Below are 23,007 nucleotides of genomic sequence, written 5' to 3' on the forward strand. Positions count from 1 at the left end.
GGACCGCGATCACAACAAACGAGATTAACTTATCGATCCCACAGTGCGACTATCATTCCCTATCGATGCGGTAGGGTTAGATCAGGGCCGGATCTGTCCGCTTCCCCGGACCAGCCACTTATAGGTGGTGAGCCCCTCGAGCGCGACCGGCCCGCGCGCGTGCATCCGGCCGGTCGAGATGCCGATCTCGGCACCGAGCCCGAACTCTCCGCCATCGGCGAACTGCGTCGAGGCGTTGTGCATCACGATCGCGCTGTCGACCTCGCGCAGGAAGCGTTCGGCGGTCGGCTGATCCTCGGTCAGGATCGATTCGGTGTGGTGCGAGGAGTGGCGCGCGATATGCGCGACCGCGCCCTCGACCCCGTCGACCAGGGCGATCGAGACGATCGGGTCGAGATATTCGGTGTCCCAGTCCTCGTCGGAGGCGGCGACCGCGCGCGGATCGAGCGCGCGGATGCCACCATCGCCGCGCACCTCGCAACCGGCGTCGATCAGCGCAGCGACGATCGCGGCGGGATCGCCATAGGCCTTGTCGATCAGGATCGTCTCGGCGGCGCCGCACACCCCGGTGCGTCGCATCTTGGCATTGACCGCAAGCGGCAGCGCCTTGGTGGGATCGGCGGCGCGATCGACATAGAGATGCACGATGCCGTCGAGATGCGCGAGCACCGGCACCCGCGATTCGGTCTGGACCCGCTCGGTAAGCCCCTTGCCGCCGCGCGGGATGATGATGTCGATCAGCCCCTGCGCCACCAGCATCGCGCCTACCGCGGCACGATCGGTGGTGGGGATGAGCTGGATCGCCTCTTCGGGCAGGCCCGCCGCCTTCACCCCGTCGATCATCGCGGCGTGGAGCGCGGCGTTGCTGCGCTTCGCCTCGGAGCCGCCGCGCAGGATGCAGGCATTGCCCGACATCAGCGCGAGCGCGCCGGCGTCGGCGGTCACATTGGGCCGGCTTTCATAGATGATGCCGATCACGCCGAGCGGTACCCGCACCCGCTGAAGCAGCAGGCCGTTGGGCCGGTGGCGTTCGTCGATCATCTGCCCAACCGGATCGTCGAGCCCGGCGACGTCGTCGAGCGCGCCGGCGATGGCTTCGACCCTGGCCGGATCGAGCAACAGCCGGTCGAGCATCGCCGAAGACAGGCCGTTGGTGCGAGCGGCGGCGACATCCTCGGCATTGGCGGCGAGGATCGCCGCGGCGGCGGCGCGGATCGCCCGTGCGGCTTCGCGCAACGCGGTGGCCTTGCGATCGGTTGGCGCGCCCCCGAGCAGCGTCGCCGCGGCGCGCGCGCGGGCGCCCATGTCGGCGATCAACTGCTCCGCATCGATCGGCGCTTCGGTCGGGGTCTTGGTGAGGACGTCGAACATGTGGGGCCCCTAGCACAACCGCGCTTTTGCCCCAAAGCCCTCTCGCGCTTGACCCCGGGCAATGTTAGCTATCGCAGCATGAGCGGGGAATTCGAAGCGGTCGCGGATATCGCGACGGGGGCACTGGCGGCGCGCGCGGTCGACCGCGCGGGCGACGATGGTCATGGTCATGATTCACATGGCGGTGCCTGCCTCAACTGCGGCACCGCGCTGATCGGCCCGCATTGCCACCAATGCGGCCAGTCGGGGCATGTCCACCGCACCGCCAGCGCATTGTTCCATGACATTGCCCATGGCGTGTTCCATTTCGAAGGACGGACCTGGCACACATTGCCGATGCTGTTCGCGCATCCGGGCGAACTCACCCGGCGCTATGTCCGTGGCGAACGGGTCAGCTTCGTCTCGCCGATGGCCCTGTTCCTGTTCTCGGTCTTCCTGATGGTCGCGACCTTCTCCTGGGTCGGCGGGCCGACCGGCCATAGCAACAACAGTACCCGCGAGGCGGCGGTGGCCGCATCCGATCCGCGGGTGGTGCTCGCGCGGGAGACGGCGAAGCTCGACAAGCTCAAGGCCCAGCGTGCGGCGCTACCCGAGAAGAACGGCCAGATCGGCGCGGCGATCGACAAACAGATTCAGGAGATGACCTCCGAGGTCGAGACGATCCGTCTTGCCGCCAATGCCCAGAAGGTGGTGACCGGCGAGGGCGAGTTCGATCCCGAAAAGATGAACATCACCACCCGCATCCCCGAGGTCGACTCGGTGATCCGCAAGGCGACCCGCAACCCCGCGCTCACCCTCTACAAGCTGCAGAGCAGCGCCTATAAATATAGCTGGGCGCTGATCCCGATCTCGCTGCCCTTCATCTGGCTGATGTTCGCGTTCCGCCGCGATGTCGGCCTCTACGACCATGCGATCTTTGCGACCTATTCGCTGTCGACGATGACCCTGCTGGTGGTGGTGCTGAGCATCGCCGCGACGATCGGGGTCTCGCAGTCGATCGTCTGGCTGACCTTCTTCTTCTTTCCGCCCTGGCACATGTATCGCCAGCTCAGGGGCGCCTATCTGCTGACCCGCGGTGGCGCGCTGTGGCGGACCTTCTTCCTGATTATTGCGGCTTATGCGTCGGCGCTGATCTTCGTTACCGTGTTGCTGGCGCTCGAACTGAGCCATTGACGGCCATGCCGCCAAGGGCGGCCGTCATTTGGCCTTGGGCAGCCTGCACACCGGCAGCTTGAGCTTGGGGAGGTCGGCACAGGGCCGGACCTGGACCGACTGGTCGGGGCCGATGAACACGCCATAGTCGCCGCCCTTGACGCAATGCGCGGTCCACATCGTCAGATTCTTGTAGCGCTCCTGCAGCGCGACCCGATCGACCATCTTGCAGACCTGCTCATTGTCGAGGATCGCGCGGCGCATCGCCGCGCGCTTTTCGATGTCGGGCAGCTTGGCGAGGCGGGCACTCAGCGGGTCGACCATGATCGCCAGCGCCGAGGCGGTGGGCAGGGCTATCATCGCGCAGAAGGCGAGGGCGAGGCGGGCGGTTTTCATGCGATGATCATATAAGGCGAAGGCCGCGACGCCCAGCCCCTCTCGGGTCGCTGCTCGCCACGGCCTTGCTTCGACTTTCTTTGTGGTGCGGTCAGACCGCGTCGCTGATCTTCTTGCCGGCGAACAGTGCCAGCAGCGCGAAGATGATGAACATCGCGACCGCGACGAAGAACAGGATCTTGGCGAGGCCTACGAAGGCGCCGCCGATTCCGCCAAAACCGAGGGCTCCCATCACGAGCCCGACGACCAGAAAAATCAGCGCCCATTTGAGCATGACCGTCTCCTATTAAATGACGGCCACGTAACGTCCTCGTCCGGCGTAAAGTTCCGGCCGACCCCTATTCTCCCGGTGCGCGGGCCTTGATCGCCAGGGCGTGAACCCGTTCGCGCAGCAGATCGCCGAGCGCGCCGTTCACCGCGCGCTGGCGTGCGACACGGTTCTGGCCGGCGAAGCTTTCGGCGACGATCTCGACGGTGAAGTGGCTCTCGCCCGATCCGTCATGGCCGGCATGGCCGCGATGCTTCTCGCTGTCGTCGATCACCGCGAGATGCGCCGGGTTGAGCGCCTGGGTCAGGCGGCGCGCGATTTCCTGGGCCACAGGGCCAGTGGGAATGTCGTTCATCGGGACTATATAGGGCGGCTTGAGCGAAAGAGGCGAATTTTGAGCAACGAGTCGACTGCCCGGCGCGGAGGCCCCCGTTTCCATGGCCGGATGGACAGCAAGAACAGGATGTGTGCGCATCCGGGTTGCGATCAGCCCGGCGAGTTTCGCGCGCCGGTGATTCGCGGCGGCCGGTCGGGCTTCGACGGCCCCGGCGACTATCGCTTCCTGTGCCTCGACCATGTCCGCGCGTTCAACAGCAGCTATAATTTCTTCTCGGGCATGAGCACCGACGAGATCGAGGCCGAGCAGACCCCCTATGCCGGGTGGGAACGCGAGACCCGCGCCTTTTCGGCGAACCCCAATGCCGGGCCTCGGTGGAGCGATTTCGTCGATCCGCTCGATGCGATCGGCGCGAAATTCGCCCGACGCGCCGATCGCGAGCGCAAGGACGGCCGCGAACTGTCCGAGGGCGACCGGCGGGCGCTCAAGGTGCTGGGGCTGGAGAAGGATGCCGACCGGCGCGAGCTTCGCAGCCGTTACGCCGAACTCGTGCGCCTCTACCATCCTGACCGAAATGGCGGCGATCGTAGTCATGAGAAGGCTTTGCAGGACGTGATTTCGGCTTATACGCAACTGAAAGGCCGCCCGGCCTTCGCATGAGCACAAAAGCAATCCGGAAGATCAGCCTATGACCGACCTCCCCAACACCCAGCCCGACAGCCGCGCCGACACGGTGCTCGCGGCGCCGGACAAGATGGTCAAGGTCCGCGAGCTGTTCGGTATCGACAGCGATCTCGAGGTCCCGGCCTTTTCCGAAGCCGACGAGCGGGTGCCCGATCTCGATCCGGCCTATGTGTTCGATCCGGACACGACGATGGCGATCGTCGCGGGCTTCGCGTACAACCGCCGGGTGATGGTCCAGGGCTATCATGGCACCGGCAAATCCAGTCATATCGAACAGGTTGCGGCGCGGCTGAAATGGCCGTGCATCCGCATCAATCTCGATGCGCATATCAGCCGCATCGATCTGGTCGGCCGCGACGCGATCGTGCTGCGCGACGGCCAGCAGGTCACCGAATTCCGCGAAGGCCTGCTGCCCTGGGCGCTGCAGACCCCGACCGCGATCGTGTTCGACGAATATGATGCCGGCCGCCCCGACGTGATGTTCGTGATCCAGCGCGTGCTCGAGACCGAGGGCAAGCTGACCCTGCTCGACCAGAATCGGGTGATCCGGCCCAATCCCTGGTTCCGCCTTTTCGCAACCGCGAACACGGTCGGCCTGGGCGACACCACCGGCCTCTATCATGGCACCCAGCAGATCAACCAGGGTCAGATGGACCGCTGGAACATCGTCGTTACGCTCAACTATCTGCCGGCGGCGACCGAGGCGCAGATCGTGCTCGCCAAGTCGGGTGAATATGACAAGCCCGACGGCAAGAAGGTCGTCGACAACATGGTCAAGGTTGCCGATATGACCCGGCAGGGCTTCATCGCCGGCGATATCTCGACGGTGATGAGCCCGCGCACGGTGATCAGCTGGGCGCAGAACGCGCTGATCTTCAACGATGTCGGCTTCGCCTTCCGCCTGTCGTTCCTCAACAAGTGCGACGAGAGCGAGCGGGCGCTGGTCGCCGAATATTATCAGCGGGTGTTCGGCAAGGATCTGCCCGAAAGCGTGGTCGGCAAGGCATGATGCGGCGATCCGCGGTCCTGGCCGGCGCCCTGCTGCTGGCGCTCGCGCCGGCCGGGCCGCTGGTCGGCACGCTGTCGGCCAAGGCCGCGGCGCCGGCGGCGCATCTGCGGGTGCTGCCGCTCGAGGGCGGCAATAATTTCCGCGACATGGGCGGCTATCGCACCACCGACGGCAAGCATGTCCGCTGGAACATGCTCTATCGATCGGGGGCGATGTCGAAGCTGACCGCCGCCGATTATACCTATCTCGACAAGCTCGGCATTGCCGTGGTCTGCGACCTGCGCAGCGGATCGGAGCGCAAGGCACAGCCGACGGTCTGGGGTGGGGCGAACAAGCCGGTCTACTGGACGCGCGATTATGATCTGAGCGTCGGGCAGCTCAGCAAGCTGTTCGCGCCGGGCAGCAAGCCGACGGCGGCCGATGGCCGCGCGGCGATGATCGCGCTCTACGCCGACCTGCCGTTCGCGCAGGCCGATGGCTATCGCGAGATGTTCCGCAACCTGGTCGCGGGCAAGGTGCCGCTCGCCTTCAACTGTTCGGCGGGCAAGGACCGCACCGGGGTCGGCGCGGCGCTGATCCTGTCGGCGCTCGGGGTGCCGCGCAAGACGATCGACGAGGATTATCTCCTGTCGAACGCGACCTTCGATCCGACCAAGCTCGGGCCGCTCGGTTCGTTTCCGCCCGAGGTGGTGGCCGCGATCCTGAAGGTCGATCCCGCCTATCTCGACGCGGCGTTCGGCGCGATCGCCAAGCGCTACGGGTCGGTGCCGGCCTATCTGAAGGCCGAACTGGGCGTCGGTCCGGCCGAGATCGCGCAGATGCGCCGCACCCTGCTGGAATAGGCGAGAGATGACGATCGCCGCCGAAGCCCCCCGGCTGTTGCCGCTCGAAGGCGGGTTCAACCTGCGCGACCTCGGCGGCTATGCGACCGCCGACGGACGCCGGGTGAAGCGCGGCGTGTTGTTCCGCTCGGGGACGATGGCCTTCCTGACCGCCGCCGACGAAGCCTATCTCCAGGGGCTCGGCATTGCCACCGTGTGCGACATGCGCCGGCCCAACGAACGCACTTCGGAGCCGACCCGCTGGTGCGCGACCGGCAACGTCCATTACTGGTCGCGCGACTATGGCGAAAAGAGCGGCGCGCTCGCCGAGGTGGTGCGCACCGCCGAGCCGACGGTCGAGGCGATGGTCGCGGCGATGCTCGCCAATTACCGCGCGATGCCGCGCGATCATGCCCCGGCGTTTTCGATGATGTTCGACCGGTTGGGCGAAGGCCAGGTGCCGCTGCTGTTCAATTGCTCGGCCGGCAAGGACCGTACCGGGGTGGCGGCGGCGCTGATCCTTCATGCGCTCGGCGTTCCCTATGAGACGATCCTCGCCGATTATCTGCTGACCAACGATCATGCCGATTTCGCCGCGCTCTACGACAAGCGCCCGGGCGGGCTTACCCGCCTCGCGCTGCGCGCGCCCGAGGTTGCGCAGGTGGTGCTCGATGCCCGCGCCGACTATCTTGAGACATTCTATGCCGAACTCGACCAGAATTACGGCGGCATCGACCGCTATCTCGAAGACCGGCTCGGCGTCGACGGCGCCGCGCGCGATCATCTCCGTGCGACATTGACCGACTGATGGCCGAACAATCCCCCCTCGAAGCCTTCCGGCTGGTGCTCGGCGGCACCGCGCGTGCGATCGCGCGCGAGCCCGAGCTCGAACTGAGCTTCACCGCCGATGCGCCGTCGGCCTCCTACAAGCAGCTGCGCGTGCCGATGCCGGCCCGTAACCTGCCCGCCCAGGCGGTCGCCGAGGCGCGCGGGTTCGCCGATGGCTTCGCGCTCCGCATGCGCCATCACGACGCCGGGATCCACGAGCGCACGGCGCCGGCCGAGGCGGTCGCGCGATCGGTCCATGACGCGGTCGAGCAGGCGCGGATCGAGGCGATCGGTGCGCGGGCGATGGCGGGGGTGCGCGACAATCTCGCGTCGGCGCTCGACATGCGGCTGCGCTCCGATCCGCTGGTGCGCGCTCGCACCCGCGAGGAGGTGCCGCTGGCGACCGCGATCAGCCTGCTGGCGCGCGAACGGCTGACCGGTCAGCCGGTCCCGGCGATCGCCGAGGCCGGGTTGTCGCTGGTGCGCGAGTGGATCGAGGAGAAAGCCGGGCCCGATCTCGACGCGCTCGGCCTGGCGGTCGACGACCAGCGCGCCTTCGCGCAGCTGGTCGGCCGGCTGCTCGAGGATCTCGAACTGACCACCGGCGAGACGCTGCCCGAGACCGATCCCGAATCGGGCGATGGCGACGACGAGCAGGAGCAGGAAGAAGGGCAGGACCAGGAAGAGGATGGCGACGACGGCGCCTCTTCCTCGGACAGCCAGATGGACCAGCGCTCCGAACAGTCCGAGCAGGGCGACGAGGAGGGCGAGCAGCGCCAGCTCGACGACGATCTGTCCGACGCCGAAGGCGAGATGGGCGACGAGGGCGACGAGGGGATGATGCCGGTGCGGCCGAACCGGCCGATGTCCGATCTGCCGCCGGGCTTCGATTACCAGCCCTATACGACCCGCTTCGACGAGGAGATCGCGGCGACCGATCTGTGCGACGACGAGGAATTGACCCGTCTGCGCGCCTATCTCGACCAGCAGCTCGTCCATCTTCAGGGCGCGGTCACCAAGCTCGCGAATCGACTCCAGCGCCGGCTGATGGCGCAGCAGAACCGCAGCTGGGATTTCGACCAGGAAGAGGGGATGCTCGATGCGGCGCGGTTGGCGCGCATCGTCATCGATCCCACCCATTCGCTCAGCTACAAGATCGAACGCGATACCGACTTCCGCGACACCTGCGTCACCCTGTTGATCGACAATTCGGGATCGATGCGCGGCCGACCGATCTCGATCGCGGCGATCTGCGCCGACATCCTCGCACGGACGCTCGAGCGCTGCGCGGTCAAGACCGAGATTTTGGGCTTCACCACCCGGGCATGGAAGGGCGGCCAGTCGCGCGAGGCATGGCTTGCTGCCGGACGCCCGCCGACCCCGGGCCGGCTCAACGATCTGCGTCACATCGTCTACAAGAAGGCCGACGAGCCGTGGCGCCGCGCGCGCAAGTCGCTCGGCCTGATGATGCGCGAGGGGCTGCTCAAGGAGAATATCGACGGCGAGGCGCTGCTGTGGGCGCACAACCGGATGATCGGCCGCCCCGAGGAGCGCAAGATCCTGATGGTGATCTCCGACGGCGCGCCGGTCGACGATTCGACGCTGTCGGTCAACAACGGCTCCTATCTCGAACGCCATCTGCGCCAGGTGATCGGATGGATCGAGAATCGCTCGCCGGTCGAACTGATCGCGATCGGCATCGGCCATGACGTGACCCGCTATTATCAGCGCGCGGTGACGATCATGGATGTCGAACAGCTTGGCGGCACGATGGTCGAGCAGCTTGCGGCGCTGTTCGAGGAAGAAGGCAAGGGCAAGCGGTAGCTTCGCCTTGCTTTAATGGCGCGAAGCCAAGGCGGGCGAATGCCCGCCGCCCGGCGTTTGAGGGCGAAACAAACAACGCGAAAAAGCCGCCGCTCCTTGCGGAGCGACGGCTTCTCCCCGGTAAGCCACGCGGGGAAGTTCGGATCAGCAGTCGCGGTCGATCGCGCGGCCGGCGAGGGCGCCGACGCCCGCACCAAGGATCGCGCCCGTGGTGCCGTCCTTGTTGTCATAACGGCCATTGCCGATCTCGTGGCCGAGCAGGCCACCGGCGATCGCGCCGATGATGGTACCGCCGGTACCCTTGTCGCGGCAGCGGCCGCGATAGCCGCGATCATAGCCTCGACCGCCATAATAGCCGCGGCCATAATAGCCGCGATCGCCACCATAATAGCCTCGGCCACCACCATAATAGCGGTCGTGGCGGACCTGCTGATAATAGCCGCCACCGCCATAATAAGGCTGGGCTTCGGCAGCGACCGGGGCGATCGCGGTGGCGGCGATCGCGGCGGCCGTGGCAGTCATGAGAAATTTACGCAACATAACCAATCTCCTTCTCTTCCACGGGGCCGCTGGCCCGGTTGTCCCGCGATTCGTCCGGTTGCTCCTTGATCGGATGCCGTCCGGCTTGTTCGATGAAGCCCTTATTCCATGATTCGCGTGAGCCCATGCTGAACGCGCCTGTCGTCTGCCGTTCATCTTGGATGTGCGGAATTCGGCATATTTCCGACATCTGCTTTGCCCAGAACGCGCGAAGAGGCTATCCGGACGCGATGCTGAGATCCGCTACCGCCGCCCTGATGTGGCTCGTTCTGGGATCGCCCAGCCCGCCAGGACTATCGGCCGACCGGGTGACGGCGACGGCGGTCGCGATGGATCCGCGCGATCCCGCGCATGATCGCGTCGGTCGGCTCCATTATCTCGGCGGTTGGGTGCTCAGCAGCGTCCAGCCCCGATTCGGGGGCTATTCGGCGCTCCATGTCGACGGCGATCGCTTCCTGGCGCTCGCAGATACCGGCGAATGGCTGCGATTCAGAATGGCGCGTCCGGGGGCGATCGACCGGGTCGAGTTCGGGCGGCTGAGCGACTATCCCGGCCGCACCGGCGCGAAGGGCGATCGCGATTCCGAATCGATGACGGTCGATCGCGCCACCGGCGATATCTGGGTGGGTTTCGAGCAATATCCGTCGATCTTCCATTTCGCGCCCGATTTCGCGGCGCTGAAGGGAAAGGTCTTTCCGCCCGCGATGAAGCATTGGCCCGATAATGAAGGGGCCGAATCGCTGGCACGCCTATCCGACGGGCGATTCGTCACCATCTCGGAAGGGCCGGCACTCAAGAACGGGTTGTCGGAGGGGCTGATCTTCCCCGCCGACCCCACTGAATCGGCCGCGCCGCCGATCAGCTTCGGTTACCGTCCGCCGCCATCCTATGTGCCGACCGATGCACAGCAACTTCCCGACGGGCGGCTGGTGGTGCTCAATCGCCACTTCGCGCTGATGGACGGGATGTGGGCGGCGGTGACGATCATCGATCCGCGCGCGGTGCGCGGCGGTGAAATCCTCGAGGGCGAGCCGGTCGGTGAACTCCGGCCGCCGCTGACGGTCGACAATATGGAGGGGCTGTCGGTGACCCGCGAAGGCGGCCACACCGTGCTCTGGCTGATTTCCGACGACAACCAGAACGGAATCCAGCGGACCCTGCTGCTCAAATTCGCGCTTGAGGACAAGGCGGCCCAAAAGCGCTGAGCCGCCTGTCGGCAGATTCCAGACGCGACAATGCCGGCGTCCGACCCGAATCGGACACCGGCATTGTCAGAAAAGCAGAGGCCCGCCGCCCGAGGGCGGCGGCCGCAAGATCAGGCGGCGACCGCCTGCTGCTGCTTCTTGGCGACTTCGCGCTTCAGGCGACGCGCGCGCAGCGAGAGGTCGGCTTCCGAGCTCTTGAGCAGCCAGTTGTCGAGGCCGCCGACATGCTCGACCGAGCGCAGACCATGGGTCGAAACCTTCAGGCGGATGCTCTTGCCGAGCGAATCGGAGATCAGGGTCACGTTCTGCAGATTCGGCAGAAAGGTCCGCTTGGTCTTGTTGTTGGCGTGGGAGACATTGTGTCCCACCTGACGGCCCTTGCCGGTGAGTTCGCAAATACGCGACATGTTCGTTCGTCCTGAGTTCGGGTTGCCCGGAAAGTCGCGGCGGATAGCGGCGATCCTCGATTTCGTCAAGTCGCGGCAGACCGATCGGCCGCCAAGCGATGCAACCAGTTCGATCAAGCTTCGTTGTCGGGGCTCCAGCTTGCTACGCTCAGGAGTTACGACATGAACACGACACGCGAGCATTACCGCGAATATCCCGCGCGGTCGAGCGGGGCCCGTGTGGGCCTGATCGTTGCCATCATCGCCATATTGGCGATCATCGCCGCCTTCGCGTTCGGCTTCATCGACATCAACCAGACCCGCCCGGGCCAGGCCCCCAGCATATCGGTCTCGGGCGGCCAGGCGCCGGCCTTCGATGTCGATACCGCCAAGGTGAATATCGGTTCGAAGGACAGTTCGGTGACGGTGCCGAAGATCGATGTCGGCACCAAGGAAGAGACGGTCAAGGTCCCGACCATCGACGTCAAGAAAGCGAACTGATTCGATGCGGCGGCAGGATGTGACCTTTGCTCCCGCGACTCCGGTCGCGTTGATCGCGGCCATATTGCTGCCGCCGCTCGGTCTGTTTCTCAGCCGGGGGATCACCCCGGCCTTCTGGGTGAGCGTGGTGCTCACCGTCATCGGCTGGCTGCCTGGCGCGCTGTTCGCGGTGCTGTGCCTGCTGATCCCCGAAAAAATTCCGATTCGCTGAAGGCGGCCGCCCGATCGGGCATCGCCCGGCGAATCGGTCAGGCCTTCGAATATCGCCAGCCGCGGCCCACGCCGCTAAGGAAAGCCGATGAGCTTTCCCTTGCCCCCGCCGATGCGCCTGGCGCTCGATCTCGCCGAACAGGCGGCGGCGAACGGCGAGGTTCCGGTCGGGGCCGTGGTGATGCTCGGCGACCGAATCATCGCTCAGACCGCCAATGCGATGCGGGCAGGCACCGATCCTACCGCCCATGCCGAAATGCTGGCGATTCGCGCGGCGGCAGCCGTGCTCGGTGCCGAGCGGCTCGGCGAATGCGACCTGTGGGTGACGCTCGAACCCTGCACGATGTGCGCCGGCGCGATCGCCCATGCCCGGCTGCGCCGGCTCTATTATGCTGCGGGCGATCCCAAGGGCGGGGCGGTCGAACATGGCGCGCGTTTCTTCGCGCTGCCGACCTGCCACCACCGGCCCGATGTCTATGGCGGGATCGGCGAAGCCGAGGCGGCGGCCCAGTTGCGAAGTTTTTTTGCCCTGCGGCGAGTTTGATCGCTGCGGATGCGAAGCAGCCGTTGTGAAATTTTGCGATTCGCGGCATGAGGGGGCAGCGCCATGCCGCAACCTGACCCCATATCCCCTTTCCCCTGGATCGACCTGATCATCATCATCGCGTTGGTCGCGTTGAACGGGGTGTTCGCCATGTCTGAACTGGCGATCGTATCGGCGCGCAAGCCACGCATGGAAGCGATGGCGCGCACCGGCAGCCGCGGCGCGCGGACCGCGGTCGAACTCGCCGCCGACCCCGGCAAGTTCCTGTCGACCGTCCAGATCGGCATCACCCTGATCGGCATCCTCGCCGGCGCCTATTCGGGCGCGAGCCTGGGCGATCCGGTCGGCGACCGGTTGCGGCTGCTCGGCGTACCGGCGCAGAGCGCGCCCGAGATCGGTTTCGCGGTGGTGATCGCGATCACCACCTTCGTGTCGCTGATCGTCGGCGAACTGGTGCCGAAGCAATTCGCGCTGCGTGCGCCCGAACCGATCGCCGCAATCATGGCGATCCCGATGCTCTGGCTGTCGCGGATCACCGCGCCGGTGGTGTGGACGCTGGACCGGACCAGCGCGCTGATCTTCCACCTGCTCGGCCTGACCCGCGAGAATGAGAGCCACGTCACCGCCGAGGAACTCCATCTGATCGTCGCCGAGGCATCGAGTGCGGGCGTGATCGAGGAAAGCGAGCGGGCGATCATCTCGGGCGTGGTCCGGCTGGCCGACCGACCGGTGCGCGAGGTGATGACGCCGCGCACCGAGGTCGAGTGGATCGACATCGATGCCGACGAGGCCGAGATTCGCGCGACGATCGCCAAGATGCCGCACAGCCGGATGCCGGTCGCCGAAGGATCGGTGGACGAGATCATCGGCGTGATCCATTCGCGCGATCTGGTGCGGGCGCTGATCGACGGCGGTCCGATCGACCTGCGGGCGATCATGCGCAAGGGCATCGTCATCCCCGACCACACCGACGCGATGGATGCGCTCAAGGAATTGCGCGAGGCCGAGGTGCCGATGGCGTTCGTCCATGACGAATATGGCCATTTCGAAGGGCTGGTCGCTCCCGCCAATCTGCTGGCGGCGATCGCGGGCGAATTCGCATCGGATCAGGACCACGACACGGATCCCCCGCTGGTAGAGCGCGAGGACGGAAGCTGGCTGGTCTCCGGATCGCTTGCCGCCGATGCGCTCGCCGACCGGCTGGGGTTTGCGCTGGCGGAGGACCGGGATTTCGCCACTGCGGCGGGTTTCGCGCTGTGGCGGCTCAAGCATCTGCCGGTGACCGGCGAATCGTTCGACTATCGCGGCTGGCGATTCGAGATCGTCGATATGGACGGGCGCCGCATCGACAAATTGCTCGCCACCCATGTCGGCCGCGAGGCCGATTAGGCGCGGCTGACGTCTCGCTCGCGGGGGCGATTAGATACGCCCGGGCGTTCGAAAAAAGAGACTGTTTTGCCAGCCGTTGCAAAAATGCCCATTTTAGGCGATTTCGGATTGCCCCGGCGGAAAACCCCGCGCAAAAGGGCCCCTTGCCTCAAACCCCCCTGAGGCAATGAATTCAGGCAAAGCTTAGGAGCTAATATGAACACTGCTGACATCGCTGGCGTCGTCGCCGCTGACCAGGGCCTCGACAAGGCCGCCGCCAAGCGCGTGATCGACGCGACGCTGAAGGCCATCACCGATGCCGCCGTGCAGGGCGAAGAAGTCTCGCTGCCGGGCTTCGGCAAGTTCAAGGTCGCCGAGCGTCCGGCGCGCGAAGGCCGCAACCCGGCCACCGGCGCGACCCTGACCATCGCGGCGTCCAAGAAGGTTTCCTTCACGCCGGCGAAGGCGCTCAAGGATGCGCTGAACGGCTGATCGACCGGCCGGCGGCATGCCGCCGGCCTGCGACAGGTTCGAGGAAAGGGCGGATCGGCCAGGCCGATCCGCCCTTTTTTTCGTGCCTGGCGGCCGCAAGGCGCTTGAATTTCTGTTCCTATTATGTTCCGATGTCGTCATCCATTCTCGATCCGGGAGCGACGTCATGGCCTATATCGACGATTTCCTGCGCTCGATGGCAACTACCAGGCGCGACGAATGTCGGGCGCCCGCCGGGATGGCGGGCGCGGTATGGAAGGAATATGGCGTGATCGTCGAATGGCTCGATCGGCAGGACGCCTGACATGGCGTTCAGCGGTCGCTGTCATTGCGGTGCGGTCGAGTTCACGGTCGATGCCGACCCGCCGACCGAAGCCTATGCCTGCAACTGCTCGCATTGCGAGCGCAAGGGCTTCCTGCTGCATTTCTATCCCGCGGCGTCGGTCGTGCTCGCCCGTGGCGAAGAGGCGCTCACCAGCTATTTCTTCAACAAGCATGCGATCGAGCATCGTTTCTGCACGCATTGCGGCACGCAGCCGCTGGCCGAGGGCAAGGACCGCGAAGGCAATGCGACGCGGATGGTGAACCTGCGCTGCGTCGATGCCATCGATATCGCCTCGCTCGAGGTGAAGAAGGTCGATGGTCGCAGCTTCTGATCGGGAAGGATGGACGATGGGTAGCAAGGGCGACAAGGGGCGGGTCCATGTCGGGATCGGCGGCTGGACCTATGAGCCGTGGCGCGACAATTTCTATCCCAAGGGATTGGCCCAGGCGCGCGAGCTCGAATATGCGTCGCGTCAGGTCACGGCGATCGAGATCAACGGCACCTATTACGGCACCCAGAAGCGCGACAGTTTCGTCAAATGGGCGGCCTCGGTTCCCGATGATTTCGTCTTCACGGTCAAGGCGTCGCGCTTCTGCACCAATCGCAAGGTCCTTGCAGAAGGCGGCGAATCGATCGCCAAATTCCTGGGACAGGGCATTGCCGAACTCGGCGACAAGCTCGGGCCGATCCTGTGGCAGTTCATGGCGACCAAGAAGTTCGATGCCGCCGATTTCGGCGCGTTCCTGGCGTTGCTGCCGGCGGAGCAGGAGGGCGTGAAGTTGCGCCACGCGATTCAGGTGCGGCACGAAAGTTTTCGTTCCCCCGAATTTGCTGCGCTTGCTGCGAAACATCAGGTTGCGATCGTCGTTGCCGATCATGCCGAATATCCCCAGCTCGCCGATGTCACCGCGCCCTTCGTCTATGCGCGGCTGGAGGATGCGCAGGCCGACGTGCCGACCGGCTATGGTGCCGAAGCACTCGATCGCTGGGCGACGAATGTCGATATATGGCGGAATGGCGGGGTTCCCGAGGGGCTCGTCTATGCCGGTGATCGCGTCGCGCCCGACGCGCCCCGCGACGTCTATCTGTTCATGATCAACGGCGCCAAGGAACGCGCGCCGGCAGCGGCCCGGGCACTACTCGAACGGGTCGGCTGAGTGCAACAAAAATGCAGCAATTTTCGCCGTGCTGCACCATGAAAGCCCCATTTTCCGCGGTTGAGTAAGGTCGTTGCGAGGCCTATATGAGCGCCGCCGGTCATCCCCCCGACCGGTGAACGACACGTGGCGACAGCTTGCACAAAAAAGGGCTGCGCTCGCAGGAGAATGAAGATGAAGTCTACCCTCCGCCTGGCGTCCCTCGCCATGCTTGCGGCCGGTCTGGCCGCACCTGCCTTCGCGCAGGCCGACATCAATGTCGCGGGCCGCGACGCGAACGACGTTCGCACCATCGCGGTCAATTCCAGCGATCTCGACCTCGCCACGTCGGCGGGCCGGTTCGCTCTCCACACCCGCATCACCAAGGCGGTCCGCCAGGCCTGCGCGTTCGGCGGCAACTGGTCGGTCGATTCGGGCTGCGCCGGCGAAGCCGACAAGGCCGCGCGGGCGCAGGCGCGCGAGATGATCGCGATGGCGAACAGCGGCGGCGCCACCGCCGGCGGCGCGCACTGAGCGATCGACGATGAAGCGGGAGAGGCCGGTGGGACATGGTCCCGCCGGTCTTTTCATTGGCGGGCTGCCTCCGACCTGCGGAACGCCAGATTGGCGGCGGTATAGGTCTCGACCACTTCGGCGATCGGATTCCCCGATCCTTCGAGCACCAGCGCGCGATGCTCGATGATGTGATCGGGTATAGGGGCGCGGGTTCGATAGTTTCTGCGGGCGGCCGCGCCTTGCATGTCCCACCCCGCGTCGAGCGGCTGCCAGAGGAGCCGTGCCTCGATCGTGCGCCGGTTGATCCCGAGCGGCGCCACGACGAGGCCGAACGGGGTGTCGCCATTGTCGAGTTCGGCGTTCATCGCGGCGGTCAGCCGGCTCGGAACATACCAGTTATCGGCCTCGGACAGGACCAGATTTCCGCAACGAAGCCGGACATGCCGGTAGCGGACGGGTTCGTTGTCGCCGATCTTCAGCCGGCGGCGTTGTTCGATGCCGATCGGCTTGTCGCCGCCGGCGATCCGGTCCGCGACGATCTTCGCCGGATCGGCGAGGCGATGCTCGCGACACCAGGCCTCGAGCGTGCGGGTCGCGCTGGGGCTCCCGAGCAGGCGGCCGTTCAGATCGTGGAGGATCGCCGCGTCCTCGAGGCGCGCGACATAATATGTCTCGCGTGATCCGGCGGCGTCCTGAGTCGCGCCGGCCAGTGCCAGCGCGACGAAGGCCCCACGGACAACCCGATGAATCAGTGCTTGGCCTTCCAGGCCTTCACCGCGTCCATCGTTCCGGTGACATGGCCGGCTGGGCTCATCGCTGTATAGGCGAAGATGACCTTGCCGTCGGGGGCGATGACATAGGAGGTACGGTTGGTGCGGCCGGATGCCACCGCCAGCGCGACGTCATAGCCCTTAACCACTTCGGGGGTGGCTACACCGACCGCGAACTTGTTGCGGCATTCCTTGACCGAGAAATCGGCGAGCTTGTCGATCGGGTCGGCGGCCATGCCGATCACGGTCGCACCCATTTTCGCGAAGTCGTCGGTCGCTTCGGCGAAGTCATGGGCTTCGACGGTGCAGCCCGGGGTGAAGGCGGCGGGGAAGAAATAGAGCACCACCGGCCCCTTCTTGAGCGCCTGCGCGAGCGCGAACTTGAAGGTCTTGCCGCCGACCGCGGCATCGGTCGCGAAGGTCGGGGCGCTGGCGCCCGGTGCGAGCGCAGCCTCGGCCGACATCGGCAGGGCAAGAGCAGAGGCGGTCAGCGCGGCGAGCAGCAAGCGGTTCATGGGGTCTACCTGTTCCGTGAGAAGGACCGGCCCGTCTTAGAGCCTGTTTGCGCCATGAGCGAAAGGACCGATTTCATGTGCGGTACCGTCCGTGCCCACAGCCTCTCATCGGCAATCCCGACGCATATTCGATCGATATGCTCATCAGCCGGCAACCGGCTGGTCCGCGGCGGCGATGATCGGGGCGGGGGTCTGCAACGCCTCGCCGGGCAGGAGGAAACGGACCTTGCGATTCGCGAAGTCGACCGACACGCGCGAAAATGCGCGCAGAACGTCCATGCCCAGCAACAATGCGGGTTTGTCGCTGAGGCCGAGCCGGTGGAACAGTTCGGCATCGGCGAAGGCGACCGGCAGGTCGTCGATATTCACCCCGCCCACCTGCATATGATGGATCGAGCTATAGGCGGCGACGACGCGGGCGCCGGTGACGCTGATGATGCTGATCGGTACCGGTGGACGCATCGCGGGTCGCCGTTCCAGCCTTGCACGCAGCGCCGGATTGCCGATCGTCACCGCCGATCCCGTGTCGATGATTACATTGACCTTGACCCCGCCGGCGCTCGAATCGACCAAGATCAGCTGGCCGAGCTTGCGACGCGCGGTCACCACGATCTCGCCGCTTTCCGAGGCAAGCGGAACCGCGCTGTCCTGGATCGTCATCTGCATCGCCTTGAAATCCATGACGACGCGCTTGGTCTTCAGGCTGTCGATCCCGAGCAGGCCGACCGCTCCGAGGTCGGTCTCGGCCATCAGCGGCGCCTGCAAGTCCGACAGCCGGTTGCGCCCGCCGGTGAGCTGCAGCAGCGGGATCACCGCGGTATCGGCCTGCGACAGGCCCGAAATGCTCATCACGGTCACGCCTTCGCCGGCGCCGAGCGCAAGGCGGCCGGCGAGTTCGCGCGAGATGACGGTTCGTTCCGCGGCGGTGTCGACGACGAAATGATAGGGGCCGCCGCCGTTGATGGTCACCGGCACCGTCAGCCGTGCGCTCAGATCTCGGTCGCCCTGCACCAGCACAGGCGGGTCGGGTTCGGCCACCGTGGCGCCGCATGCGGTGCCACCGGCGACCGAAAGCGCGATGGCCCATTCCAGGCGATGCTTGCGGCGGAACGTCATCACATCCTCCCCACCTTATTATCCGGGCAGGATACGCCTCTCGCCGACATGCCACAAGCGATCCGCGGTGGCACCGGCAGGCGCCGGGTCGATGCGCGTTCGGTCGCGGTTCAGGTCGCAAGCGGCATTGGCACATGAACCTTTTCGCTGCCAGAACGTCTGGGCGAAGAACCCGAACCGACAACAATCAGATGGCGACCGGACAAGCATGATCGACAGACGGCAGAGTCTTGCATGGCTCGGAGCGATATGGGCCTTCGGCGGGGCTTCGCTGGCGGAGGCGGTGACCAGCCGCAACGCATCGGGCGCGGGGCAGGCCTTTTCGTGGGATCTGCTCAAGGCGGAGGCGAAGCGGATCGCGATGGCGCCGCCGCGACCTTTGCCGAAGCCCGATCCGGCGGCGCATGCGGTCGACTATGACGCCGCCAACCGCATCGCCTTTCGTGCCGAGCGCGCGATCGGGCCCGACGACGGCTATTCGGTACGGCTGTTTCCGCTGATCCGCACCGCGCCTTTTCCGGTGCAGATCTGGGTGGTCGACAAGGGGCAGGCACGGCGAATCGAACATAGCCGCGACATGTTCGAGGCGGTGCCCGGCCAGGGCCCGGTGCCCAATATCCCCGACGGCGTGGCGGGACTCCGGGTGGTCAACAAGGGCGGGGTCGGCGACTGGCTGGCCTTTCTCGGGGCGTCCTATTTCCGATCCGCAGGGGCGCTCGATCAATATGGGCTGTCGGCGCGGGGGCTCGCGATCGACACCGGCATCGATGGGCGCGAGGAGTTTCCGTCCTTCACCAGTTTCTGGATCGAGCGAGCGACGGGTGGAGCACTCACCATCTACGCGCTGCTCGAAGGGGCGAGCGTGGTCGGGGCCTATCGCTTCACCAACATGAAGCATGGCGAGATCGTTCAGGACGTGAGCACGGCCTTGTGGTTCCGCAAGGATGTCGAACGGCTCGGGATCGCGCCGCTGACCAGCATGTTCTGGTATGACGAAGGCAGCCGGCCGCAGGCGATCGACTGGCGCCCGGAAATCCACGATTCGGATTGCCTGCTGATGATCAACGGCGCCGGCGAGCGGATCAGCCGGCCGCTCGGCAATCCGCCGCATCCGACGATCAACAGCTTCGAGGACAAGGCACCCAAGGGATTCGGGCTGCTCCAGCGCGACCGCAAATTCGACCATTATCAGGATGACGGGGTCTATTACGACAAGCGGCCCAGCCTGTGGGTCGAGCCCAAGGGCGACTGGGGCGCCGGCGCGGTGATGCTGTACGAGATTCCGACGACCAAGGAATATGAGGATAATATCGTCGCCTTCTGGTCGCTGAAAGGGCCGGTCGAGGCGGGGACGGCGCTGAATTTCGACTATCGGCTGCGCTGGATGGGCGGCGAGCCCGATGCCTCGCCGCTGGCGCGTGCGGTCGATCGCTGGACGGGGATCGCCGGCCGGCCCGGCACCGACCCGATCGCGAACGCCCGCCGGCTGGTGATCGATTTCGAAGGGCCGGCCCTCAAGGGTCTCGGCCGCGATGCCGGCGTCAGCGCGGTCGTCAGCGTCGATCAGGGCAAGACGATCTCGGTCGATGCCTATCCGGTGGTCGGCGCCCAGGCGCGCTGGCGGCTGATCGTCGACATGACCCGGGTCAACGCGCCGACCAATGTCCGCGCCATGCTCGAGCGTCGCGACACGCCGATCAGCGAGACCGTGATCCATCAATTTTACTGATATCGGTCGGAAATCGGTCGTGGGAACCCGCAAGCCGCCGAAAGGTTAGGGCAACTGGGCTCAAAATGGCGGATTTCGTTACTCTTTCGTGCTGGCGCGTGCCAGATGTGGAACAGGATGCTTGGATTGTACCTGACCAGAAAAGAGGATCGTGCGGCAGCGACGGCGTCGGCAGAACCCCTGCCGACGGGTGAAGACCTGCCGGCGGAAACGCCGATCGCGATGCCGGTGCAGGACTTCCGCCGCAAGCCCGAGCGCCAGCGCGACGCCTCGCCCGATGAAGGCATGTTTCATCCGCTGTTCGAACGGCGGCTGTTCCTGATCGTCGGCAGTTTCCTGTGCGGCCTGCTGGCGGCGCAGGAGATGTTCACCCCGCTCCAGTCCGATGGCGTCGATTTCGTCGATGCCGGATTTTTCATGCTGTTCTTCGGGCTGTTCGCCTGGATCGCGTTCGGATTCCTCAATGCGGTCGCAGGGCTTGTCGAACTTCTCGCGCGCGGGCCGCTGATGCCAGGGCCTGCCGCGCCGCTGGCCCTGCCGACCCGGCGCACCGCGGTGCTGATGCCGATCTACAATGAGGATGTGACCGCGGTCTTCCGGCGGCTGCAGGCGATGGTCGATTCGATCGCCGCGGTCGGGGCGGCGGAACAGTTCGACATCTTCGTCCTCAGCGATTCGAACGAGCAATCCTATCCGCGCGAATATCTGGCGTTCCGCCGGCTGCGCGATGCCAGCGCCTCGGGGGTCTATTATCGCCGGCGCGAGAAGAACATCGCCCGCAAGCCCGGCAATATCGCCGATTGGGTGCGGCGTTTCGGCGGCGCCTATGACCATATGATCGTGCTCGACGCCGACAGCCTGATGACCGGCGCGACGATGGTGCGGCTCGCCAATGCGATGGAGGCCCGGCCGAATATCGGGCTGCTCCAGACCGTGCCCGCGCTGCTCAACGGCCAGACCATGTTCGCGCGCTGGCATCAGTTCGCCGCAGCCCTCTATGGTCCGGTGGCATCGGCCGGACTGCGCTGGTGGTCGGGCGCCGAGGCGACCTTCTGGGGGCATAATGCCATCGTCAGGGTCAAGGCGTTCGCCGAAAGCTGCGGCTTGCCCGAACTCGACGAGCAGGTGCTGCTCGGTGGCCATATCATGAGCCACGACATGGTCGAGGCGGCGCTGCTGCGCCGTCGCGGCTGGGCGGTGCACATGGTCACGCTGTCGGACGGCAGCTATGAGGAATTCCCGCCGACGATGATCGATCATGCGATCCGCGACCGGCGCTGGTGCCAGGGCAATCTCCAGCATCTGCGGCTGCTCCACACGCCGGGATTCCACTGGATCAACCGGCTGCAACTGCTGATGGGCGCGTCGGCCTATCTGACCTCGCCGTTGTGGCTGCTGCTGCTCGGCGTCGGCGTCTTCGAGCAACTGCGCGCCGATTATGACGGCTTCGTGCTGATCTCGTCGGGCTGGCTGCTCGGCATGACCGTGCTGTTCCTGTTCGGGCCGAAGATCGTCGCGCTGATCGCGCTCACCCAGGACCGCGACTTGAGGCAGGCGATGGGCGGCTGGGGCTCGGTGATCAAGGGCACCCTGCTCGAGATGCTGATCTCGATCGTTGCCGCACCGGTCACGATGCTGACTCAGACGATCGCGATCTTCGACATATTGCGCGGCCGGCAAAGCGGCTGGCAGCCGCAGCGGCGTGAGGTCGAGGGGCTCTATTTCGTCGAGACGCTCGGCTATTATCGCTGGCATCTGCTGCTGGGTGCGGCGTTGACCGCGGCGATCGTCCTTGGCGTCGACGGTACGATCTGGACCTTGCCGGTCGCGGTCGGCCTGTTGCTGGCGCCTGCCACCGTCTGGCTGTCGTCGCGCGCCGATGTCGGCGACTGGCTGGTCCGGCACGGCATGCTGCGCTCGCCCGCCGACGGGCAGCGCTTCGACGACGGTCCGGTCCACGCCGGCGATCCCGAGCCGGCGCTGCAGGCAAGGCTGGCGATCGTTCGCCCCTGAACCGGCGAGAGGTGCTTTCGCCTTTCCCCTCCGCCCCAAATCCTTCTAGGGATCGCGCCCCGAGAGTTGGAGCGATGTGACGATGAAATTGCTGGGACGCGACGTCGGGCTGGACGAGCCGCTTTTCGTGATCGCAGGGCCCTGCGTCATCGAATCGGAGGATTTGGTGCTGCGCACCGGCGATCGGCTGCGCGCCATCGCCGATCGGCTGGGAATGCTGCTGATCTTCAAGAGCTCGTTCGACAAGGCCAATCGCAGTTCGAACAGTTCGTTTCGCGGTCCCGGGCTTTATGAAGGGTTACGGATCCTCGAAAAGGTGCGTGACGCGACCGGCCTGCCGCTGCTCACCGACGTCCACGAGCCGGGGCAGGTGGCTGCGGTCGCAGAGGTGGTCGATGTGCTGCAGACGCCCGCTTTCCTCGCGCGGCAGACCGACCTGATCGAGGCGGTCGCGGCGAGCGGAAAGCCGGCCAATATCAAGAAGGCGCAGTTCATGGCGCCGGGCGACATGGAGCATGTCGTGCGCAAGGCGGAGGCCGCCGCGCAGGCCGCCGGGGTCGAGCCCGCGATCATGTTGACCGAGCGGGGCACCTCGTTCGGCTATAATAATCTGGTCACCGACGTGCGCAGCCTGGTGATCATGCGCGCCAGCGGTCGGCCGGTGATCTTCGACGCGACCCACTCGGTGCAATTGCCGGGCGGGCAGGGCAGCGTCTCGGGTGGTCAGCGCGAATTCGTGCCCGTACTCGCGCGTGCGGCGGTGTCGGTCGGCGTCGCAGGCCTGTTCATGGAAACCCACCCCGATCCGTCGAAGGCGCTATCGGATGGTCCCAATGCCTGGCCGCTCGACCTTGCCGAACCGCTGTTGGCCGAGTTGCAGGCGCTCGACGCCCATGCGACCGAAGCACGGGCGCGTTGGGCCGGGATCGGGTAACACGCCTTATCGTGCAA

At 65.8% G+C, this 23,007-nt stretch carries 29 protein-coding genes; 20 read left to right on the forward strand and 9 right to left on the reverse strand.

The window, feature by feature from the left end; translation table 11 throughout:
- Window positions 1-81: 81 nt before the first annotated feature.
- Window positions 82-1,371, reverse strand: a complete 1,290-nt coding sequence (locus tag AC1RM6_RS17610) for a glutamate-5-semialdehyde dehydrogenase (protein ID WP_493103504.1) — start codon at window positions 1,369-1,371, stop codon at window positions 82-84.
- Between the two features lie 78 nt (window positions 1,372-1,449).
- Here AC1RM6_RS17610 and AC1RM6_RS17615 point away from each other — a divergent pair, with 78 nt between their 5' ends.
- On the forward strand, window positions 1,450-2,544 hold the full coding sequence (locus AC1RM6_RS17615) for a DUF3667 domain-containing protein (RefSeq protein WP_493103506.1): 1,095 nt from the start codon (window positions 1,450-1,452) through the stop codon (window positions 2,542-2,544).
- A 24-nt stretch (window positions 2,545-2,568) separates the two neighbouring features.
- Here AC1RM6_RS17615 and AC1RM6_RS17620 read toward each other — a convergent pair whose 3' ends face one another.
- The 3 genes from AC1RM6_RS17620 to AC1RM6_RS17630 form a co-directional block, all read right to left on the reverse strand.
- Entirely contained in the window at window positions 2,569-2,919 is a 351-nt protein-coding gene (locus AC1RM6_RS17620) for a hypothetical protein (RefSeq protein ID WP_493103508.1), read from the reverse strand.
- Between the two features lie 91 nt (window positions 2,920-3,010).
- The gene (locus tag AC1RM6_RS17625; protein WP_493103509.1) at window positions 3,011-3,193 is read right to left on the reverse strand and encodes a DUF1328 family protein; all 183 of its coding nucleotides are present in this window, start codon (window positions 3,191-3,193) and stop codon (window positions 3,011-3,013) included.
- A 64-nt stretch (window positions 3,194-3,257) separates the two neighbouring features.
- Entirely contained in the window at window positions 3,258-3,542 is a 285-nt protein-coding gene (locus tag AC1RM6_RS17630) for a BolA family protein (RefSeq protein WP_493103511.1), read from the reverse strand.
- Window positions 3,543-3,581: 39 nt separating this feature from the next.
- Between AC1RM6_RS17630 and AC1RM6_RS17635 the strand changes: the two genes are divergently transcribed.
- The 5 genes from AC1RM6_RS17635 to cobT are packed head-to-tail and all read left to right on the forward strand — an operon-like array spanning window position 3,582 to window position 8,690.
- Window positions 3,582-4,184, forward strand: coding sequence for a J domain-containing protein (locus tag AC1RM6_RS17635; RefSeq protein WP_493103513.1), 603 nt, complete (start codon window positions 3,582-3,584; stop codon window positions 4,182-4,184).
- A 28-nt stretch (window positions 4,185-4,212) separates the two neighbouring features.
- Complete coding sequence (cobS, locus tag AC1RM6_RS17640) at window positions 4,213-5,217, forward strand: cobaltochelatase subunit CobS (RefSeq protein WP_493103514.1); 1,005 nt, start codon at window positions 4,213-4,215, stop codon at window positions 5,215-5,217.
- Entirely contained in the window at window positions 5,217-6,059 is an 843-nt protein-coding gene (locus AC1RM6_RS17645) for a tyrosine-protein phosphatase (RefSeq protein WP_493103516.1), read from the forward strand. Before cobS ends, AC1RM6_RS17645 begins: the two co-directional genes overlap by 1 nt.
- Before the next feature lie 7 nt (window positions 6,060-6,066).
- Entirely contained in the window at window positions 6,067-6,846 is a 780-nt protein-coding gene (locus AC1RM6_RS17650; protein WP_493103518.1) for a tyrosine-protein phosphatase, read from the forward strand.
- Window positions 6,846-8,690 (forward strand): cobaltochelatase subunit CobT, encoded by a 1,845-nt coding sequence (cobT, locus tag AC1RM6_RS17655; RefSeq protein WP_493103520.1) that lies wholly within the window; start codon window positions 6,846-6,848, stop codon window positions 8,688-8,690. Before AC1RM6_RS17650 ends, cobT begins: the two co-directional genes overlap by 1 nt.
- Before the next feature lie 144 nt (window positions 8,691-8,834).
- On the opposite strand, the gene AC1RM6_RS17660 is transcribed toward cobT, so the two are convergent.
- Entirely contained in the window at window positions 8,835-9,230 is a 396-nt protein-coding gene (locus AC1RM6_RS17660) for a glycine zipper 2TM domain-containing protein (protein WP_493103522.1), read from the reverse strand.
- Between the two features lie 230 nt (window positions 9,231-9,460).
- Here AC1RM6_RS17660 and AC1RM6_RS17665 point away from each other — a divergent pair, with 230 nt between their 5' ends.
- Window positions 9,461-10,435 carry an esterase-like activity of phytase family protein gene (locus AC1RM6_RS17665; protein WP_493103523.1) on the forward strand — a complete coding sequence of 325 codons (975 nt, stop codon included), beginning with the start codon at window positions 9,461-9,463 and terminating at the stop codon, window positions 10,433-10,435.
- 110 nt (window positions 10,436-10,545) lie between these two features.
- Here the strand turns inward: AC1RM6_RS17665 and rpmB are convergent, their stop codons facing one another.
- Window positions 10,546-10,842: a 50S ribosomal protein L28 gene (gene rpmB, locus AC1RM6_RS17670; RefSeq protein ID WP_493103577.1), complete on the reverse strand. Its 297-nt coding sequence runs from the start codon at window positions 10,840-10,842 to the stop codon at window positions 10,546-10,548.
- Window positions 10,843-11,004: 162 nt separating this feature from the next.
- Between rpmB and AC1RM6_RS17675 the strand changes: the two genes are divergently transcribed.
- The 9 genes from AC1RM6_RS17675 (at window position 11,005) to AC1RM6_RS17715 (ending at window position 15,931) form a co-directional block, all read left to right on the forward strand.
- The gene (locus tag AC1RM6_RS17675; protein WP_493103524.1) at window positions 11,005-11,322 is read left to right on the forward strand and encodes a hypothetical protein; all 318 of its coding nucleotides are present in this window, start codon (window positions 11,005-11,007) and stop codon (window positions 11,320-11,322) included.
- A gap of 19 nt (window positions 11,323-11,341) precedes the next feature.
- The gene (locus AC1RM6_RS17680) at window positions 11,342-11,533 is read left to right on the forward strand and encodes a YqaE/Pmp3 family membrane protein (RefSeq protein ID WP_493103525.1); all 192 of its coding nucleotides are present in this window, start codon (window positions 11,342-11,344) and stop codon (window positions 11,531-11,533) included.
- A gap of 87 nt (window positions 11,534-11,620) precedes the next feature.
- Window positions 11,621-12,076 carry a nucleoside deaminase gene (locus AC1RM6_RS17685; RefSeq protein WP_493103526.1) on the forward strand — a complete coding sequence of 152 codons (456 nt, stop codon included), beginning with the start codon at window positions 11,621-11,623 and terminating at the stop codon, window positions 12,074-12,076.
- A 63-nt stretch (window positions 12,077-12,139) separates the two neighbouring features.
- Window positions 12,140-13,465 (forward strand): hemolysin family protein, encoded by a 1,326-nt coding sequence (locus tag AC1RM6_RS17690; protein ID WP_493103528.1) that lies wholly within the window; start codon window positions 12,140-12,142, stop codon window positions 13,463-13,465.
- Window positions 13,466-13,660: 195 nt separating this feature from the next.
- Entirely contained in the window at window positions 13,661-13,936 is a 276-nt protein-coding gene (locus tag AC1RM6_RS17695) for an HU family DNA-binding protein (protein ID WP_493103530.1), read from the forward strand.
- Between the two features lie 166 nt (window positions 13,937-14,102).
- Window positions 14,103-14,240, forward strand: a complete 138-nt coding sequence (locus AC1RM6_RS17700) for a DUF1428 domain-containing protein (protein ID WP_493103532.1) — start codon at window positions 14,103-14,105, stop codon at window positions 14,238-14,240.
- A 1-nt stretch (window position 14,241) separates the two neighbouring features.
- The gene (locus AC1RM6_RS17705; protein ID WP_493103534.1) at window positions 14,242-14,592 is read left to right on the forward strand and encodes a GFA family protein; all 351 of its coding nucleotides are present in this window, start codon (window positions 14,242-14,244) and stop codon (window positions 14,590-14,592) included.
- A 16-nt stretch (window positions 14,593-14,608) separates the two neighbouring features.
- Entirely contained in the window at window positions 14,609-15,418 is an 810-nt protein-coding gene (locus tag AC1RM6_RS17710; protein ID WP_493103536.1) for a DUF72 domain-containing protein, read from the forward strand.
- A gap of 174 nt (window positions 15,419-15,592) precedes the next feature.
- Window positions 15,593-15,931 (forward strand): UrcA family protein, encoded by a 339-nt coding sequence (locus AC1RM6_RS17715; protein WP_493103538.1) that lies wholly within the window; start codon window positions 15,593-15,595, stop codon window positions 15,929-15,931.
- Between the two features lie 53 nt (window positions 15,932-15,984).
- Here the strand turns inward: AC1RM6_RS17715 and AC1RM6_RS17720 are convergent, their stop codons facing one another.
- Window positions 15,985-16,278, reverse strand: a complete 294-nt coding sequence (locus AC1RM6_RS17720; protein WP_493103540.1) for a hypothetical protein — start codon at window positions 16,276-16,278, stop codon at window positions 15,985-15,987.
- A gap of 75 nt (window positions 16,279-16,353) precedes the next feature.
- Here AC1RM6_RS17720 and AC1RM6_RS17725 point away from each other — a divergent pair, with 75 nt between their 5' ends.
- A complete protein-coding gene (locus tag AC1RM6_RS17725; protein ID WP_493103542.1) occupies window positions 16,354-16,593 on the forward strand; it encodes a hypothetical protein in 240 nt (79 codons plus the stop codon).
- A 68-nt stretch (window positions 16,594-16,661) separates the two neighbouring features.
- Here the strand turns inward: AC1RM6_RS17725 and AC1RM6_RS17730 are convergent, their stop codons facing one another.
- Window positions 16,662-17,198: a peroxiredoxin gene (locus AC1RM6_RS17730; protein WP_493103544.1), complete on the reverse strand. Its 537-nt coding sequence runs from the start codon at window positions 17,196-17,198 to the stop codon at window positions 16,662-16,664.
- A gap of 144 nt (window positions 17,199-17,342) precedes the next feature.
- Window positions 17,343-18,314 (reverse strand): aspartyl protease family protein, encoded by a 972-nt coding sequence (locus AC1RM6_RS17735; RefSeq protein WP_493103545.1) that lies wholly within the window; start codon window positions 18,312-18,314, stop codon window positions 17,343-17,345.
- 208 nt (window positions 18,315-18,522) lie between these two features.
- Here AC1RM6_RS17735 and AC1RM6_RS17740 point away from each other — a divergent pair, with 208 nt between their 5' ends.
- The 3 genes from AC1RM6_RS17740 to kdsA all read left to right on the forward strand — a co-directional run bounded on the left by AC1RM6_RS17740 (window position 18,523) and on the right by kdsA (window position 22,990).
- Entirely contained in the window at window positions 18,523-20,043 is a 1,521-nt protein-coding gene (locus AC1RM6_RS17740; RefSeq protein ID WP_493103547.1) for an OpgD/OpgG family glucan biosynthesis protein, read from the forward strand.
- A 222-nt stretch (window positions 20,044-20,265) separates the two neighbouring features.
- A complete protein-coding gene (gene mdoH / locus AC1RM6_RS17745; RefSeq protein ID WP_493103549.1) occupies window positions 20,266-22,056 on the forward strand; it encodes a glucans biosynthesis glucosyltransferase MdoH in 1,791 nt (596 codons plus the stop codon).
- Between the two features lie 82 nt (window positions 22,057-22,138).
- Window positions 22,139-22,990 (forward strand): 3-deoxy-8-phosphooctulonate synthase, encoded by an 852-nt coding sequence (gene kdsA, locus AC1RM6_RS17750; RefSeq protein WP_493103551.1) that lies wholly within the window; start codon window positions 22,139-22,141, stop codon window positions 22,988-22,990.
- The last annotated feature ends 17 nt before the right edge of the window (window positions 22,991-23,007 follow it).

The organism is Rhizorhabdus sp. GW822-FHT03C02 (genome assembly GCF_058801765.1).

What these genes read in the sequence shown, in the direction of transcription:
- AC1RM6_RS17610 (WP_493103504.1), bottom strand. Translation starts at nt 1,371, where the DNA reads ATGTTCGACGTCCTCACCAAGACCCCGACCGAAGCGCCGATCGATGCG.
- AC1RM6_RS17615 (WP_493103506.1), top strand. Translation starts at nt 1,450, where the DNA reads ATGAGCGGGGAATTCGAAGCGGTCGCGGATATCGCGACGGGGGCACTG.
- AC1RM6_RS17620 (WP_493103508.1), bottom strand. Translation starts at nt 2,919, where the DNA reads ATGAAAACCGCCCGCCTCGCCCTCGCCTTCTGCGCGATGATAGCCCTG.
- AC1RM6_RS17625 (WP_493103509.1), bottom strand. Translation starts at nt 3,193, where the DNA reads ATGCTCAAATGGGCGCTGATTTTTCTGGTCGTCGGGCTCGTGATGGGA.
- AC1RM6_RS17630 (WP_493103511.1), bottom strand. Translation starts at nt 3,542, where the DNA reads ATGAACGACATTCCCACTGGCCCTGTGGCCCAGGAAATCGCGCGCCGC.
- cobS (WP_493103514.1), top strand. Translation starts at nt 4,213, where the DNA reads ATGACCGACCTCCCCAACACCCAGCCCGACAGCCGCGCCGACACGGTG.
- AC1RM6_RS17645 (WP_493103516.1), top strand. Translation starts at nt 5,217, where the DNA reads ATGCGGCGATCCGCGGTCCTGGCCGGCGCCCTGCTGCTGGCGCTCGCG.
- AC1RM6_RS17650 (WP_493103518.1), top strand. Translation starts at nt 6,067, where the DNA reads ATGACGATCGCCGCCGAAGCCCCCCGGCTGTTGCCGCTCGAAGGCGGG.
- cobT (WP_493103520.1), top strand. Translation starts at nt 6,846, where the DNA reads ATGGCCGAACAATCCCCCCTCGAAGCCTTCCGGCTGGTGCTCGGCGGC.
- AC1RM6_RS17660 (WP_493103522.1), bottom strand. Translation starts at nt 9,230, where the DNA reads ATGTTGCGTAAATTTCTCATGACTGCCACGGCCGCCGCGATCGCCGCC.
- AC1RM6_RS17665 (WP_493103523.1), top strand. Translation starts at nt 9,461, where the DNA reads ATGCTGAGATCCGCTACCGCCGCCCTGATGTGGCTCGTTCTGGGATCG.
- rpmB (WP_493103577.1), bottom strand. Translation starts at nt 10,842, where the DNA reads ATGTCGCGTATTTGCGAACTCACCGGCAAGGGCCGTCAGGTGGGACAC.
- AC1RM6_RS17675 (WP_493103524.1), top strand. Translation starts at nt 11,005, where the DNA reads ATGAACACGACACGCGAGCATTACCGCGAATATCCCGCGCGGTCGAGC.
- AC1RM6_RS17685 (WP_493103526.1), top strand. Translation starts at nt 11,621, where the DNA reads ATGAGCTTTCCCTTGCCCCCGCCGATGCGCCTGGCGCTCGATCTCGCC.
- AC1RM6_RS17690 (WP_493103528.1), top strand. Translation starts at nt 12,140, where the DNA reads ATGCCGCAACCTGACCCCATATCCCCTTTCCCCTGGATCGACCTGATC.
- AC1RM6_RS17695 (WP_493103530.1), top strand. Translation starts at nt 13,661, where the DNA reads ATGAACACTGCTGACATCGCTGGCGTCGTCGCCGCTGACCAGGGCCTC.
- AC1RM6_RS17700 (WP_493103532.1), top strand. Translation starts at nt 14,103, where the DNA reads ATGGCCTATATCGACGATTTCCTGCGCTCGATGGCAACTACCAGGCGC.
- AC1RM6_RS17705 (WP_493103534.1), top strand. Translation starts at nt 14,242, where the DNA reads ATGGCGTTCAGCGGTCGCTGTCATTGCGGTGCGGTCGAGTTCACGGTC.
- AC1RM6_RS17710 (WP_493103536.1), top strand. Translation starts at nt 14,609, where the DNA reads ATGGGTAGCAAGGGCGACAAGGGGCGGGTCCATGTCGGGATCGGCGGC.
- AC1RM6_RS17715 (WP_493103538.1), top strand. Translation starts at nt 15,593, where the DNA reads ATGAAGTCTACCCTCCGCCTGGCGTCCCTCGCCATGCTTGCGGCCGGT.
- AC1RM6_RS17720 (WP_493103540.1), bottom strand. Translation starts at nt 16,278, where the DNA reads ATGAACGCCGAACTCGACAATGGCGACACCCCGTTCGGCCTCGTCGTG.
- AC1RM6_RS17725 (WP_493103542.1), top strand. Translation starts at nt 16,354, where the DNA reads ATGCCGGTAGCGGACGGGTTCGTTGTCGCCGATCTTCAGCCGGCGGCG.
- AC1RM6_RS17730 (WP_493103544.1), bottom strand. Translation starts at nt 17,198, where the DNA reads ATGAACCGCTTGCTGCTCGCCGCGCTGACCGCCTCTGCTCTTGCCCTG.
- AC1RM6_RS17735 (WP_493103545.1), bottom strand. Translation starts at nt 18,314, where the DNA reads ATGACGTTCCGCCGCAAGCATCGCCTGGAATGGGCCATCGCGCTTTCG.
- AC1RM6_RS17740 (WP_493103547.1), top strand. Translation starts at nt 18,523, where the DNA reads ATGATCGACAGACGGCAGAGTCTTGCATGGCTCGGAGCGATATGGGCC.
- mdoH (WP_493103549.1), top strand. Translation starts at nt 20,266, where the DNA reads ATGCCGGTGCAGGACTTCCGCCGCAAGCCCGAGCGCCAGCGCGACGCC.
- kdsA (WP_493103551.1), top strand. Translation starts at nt 22,139, where the DNA reads ATGAAATTGCTGGGACGCGACGTCGGGCTGGACGAGCCGCTTTTCGTG.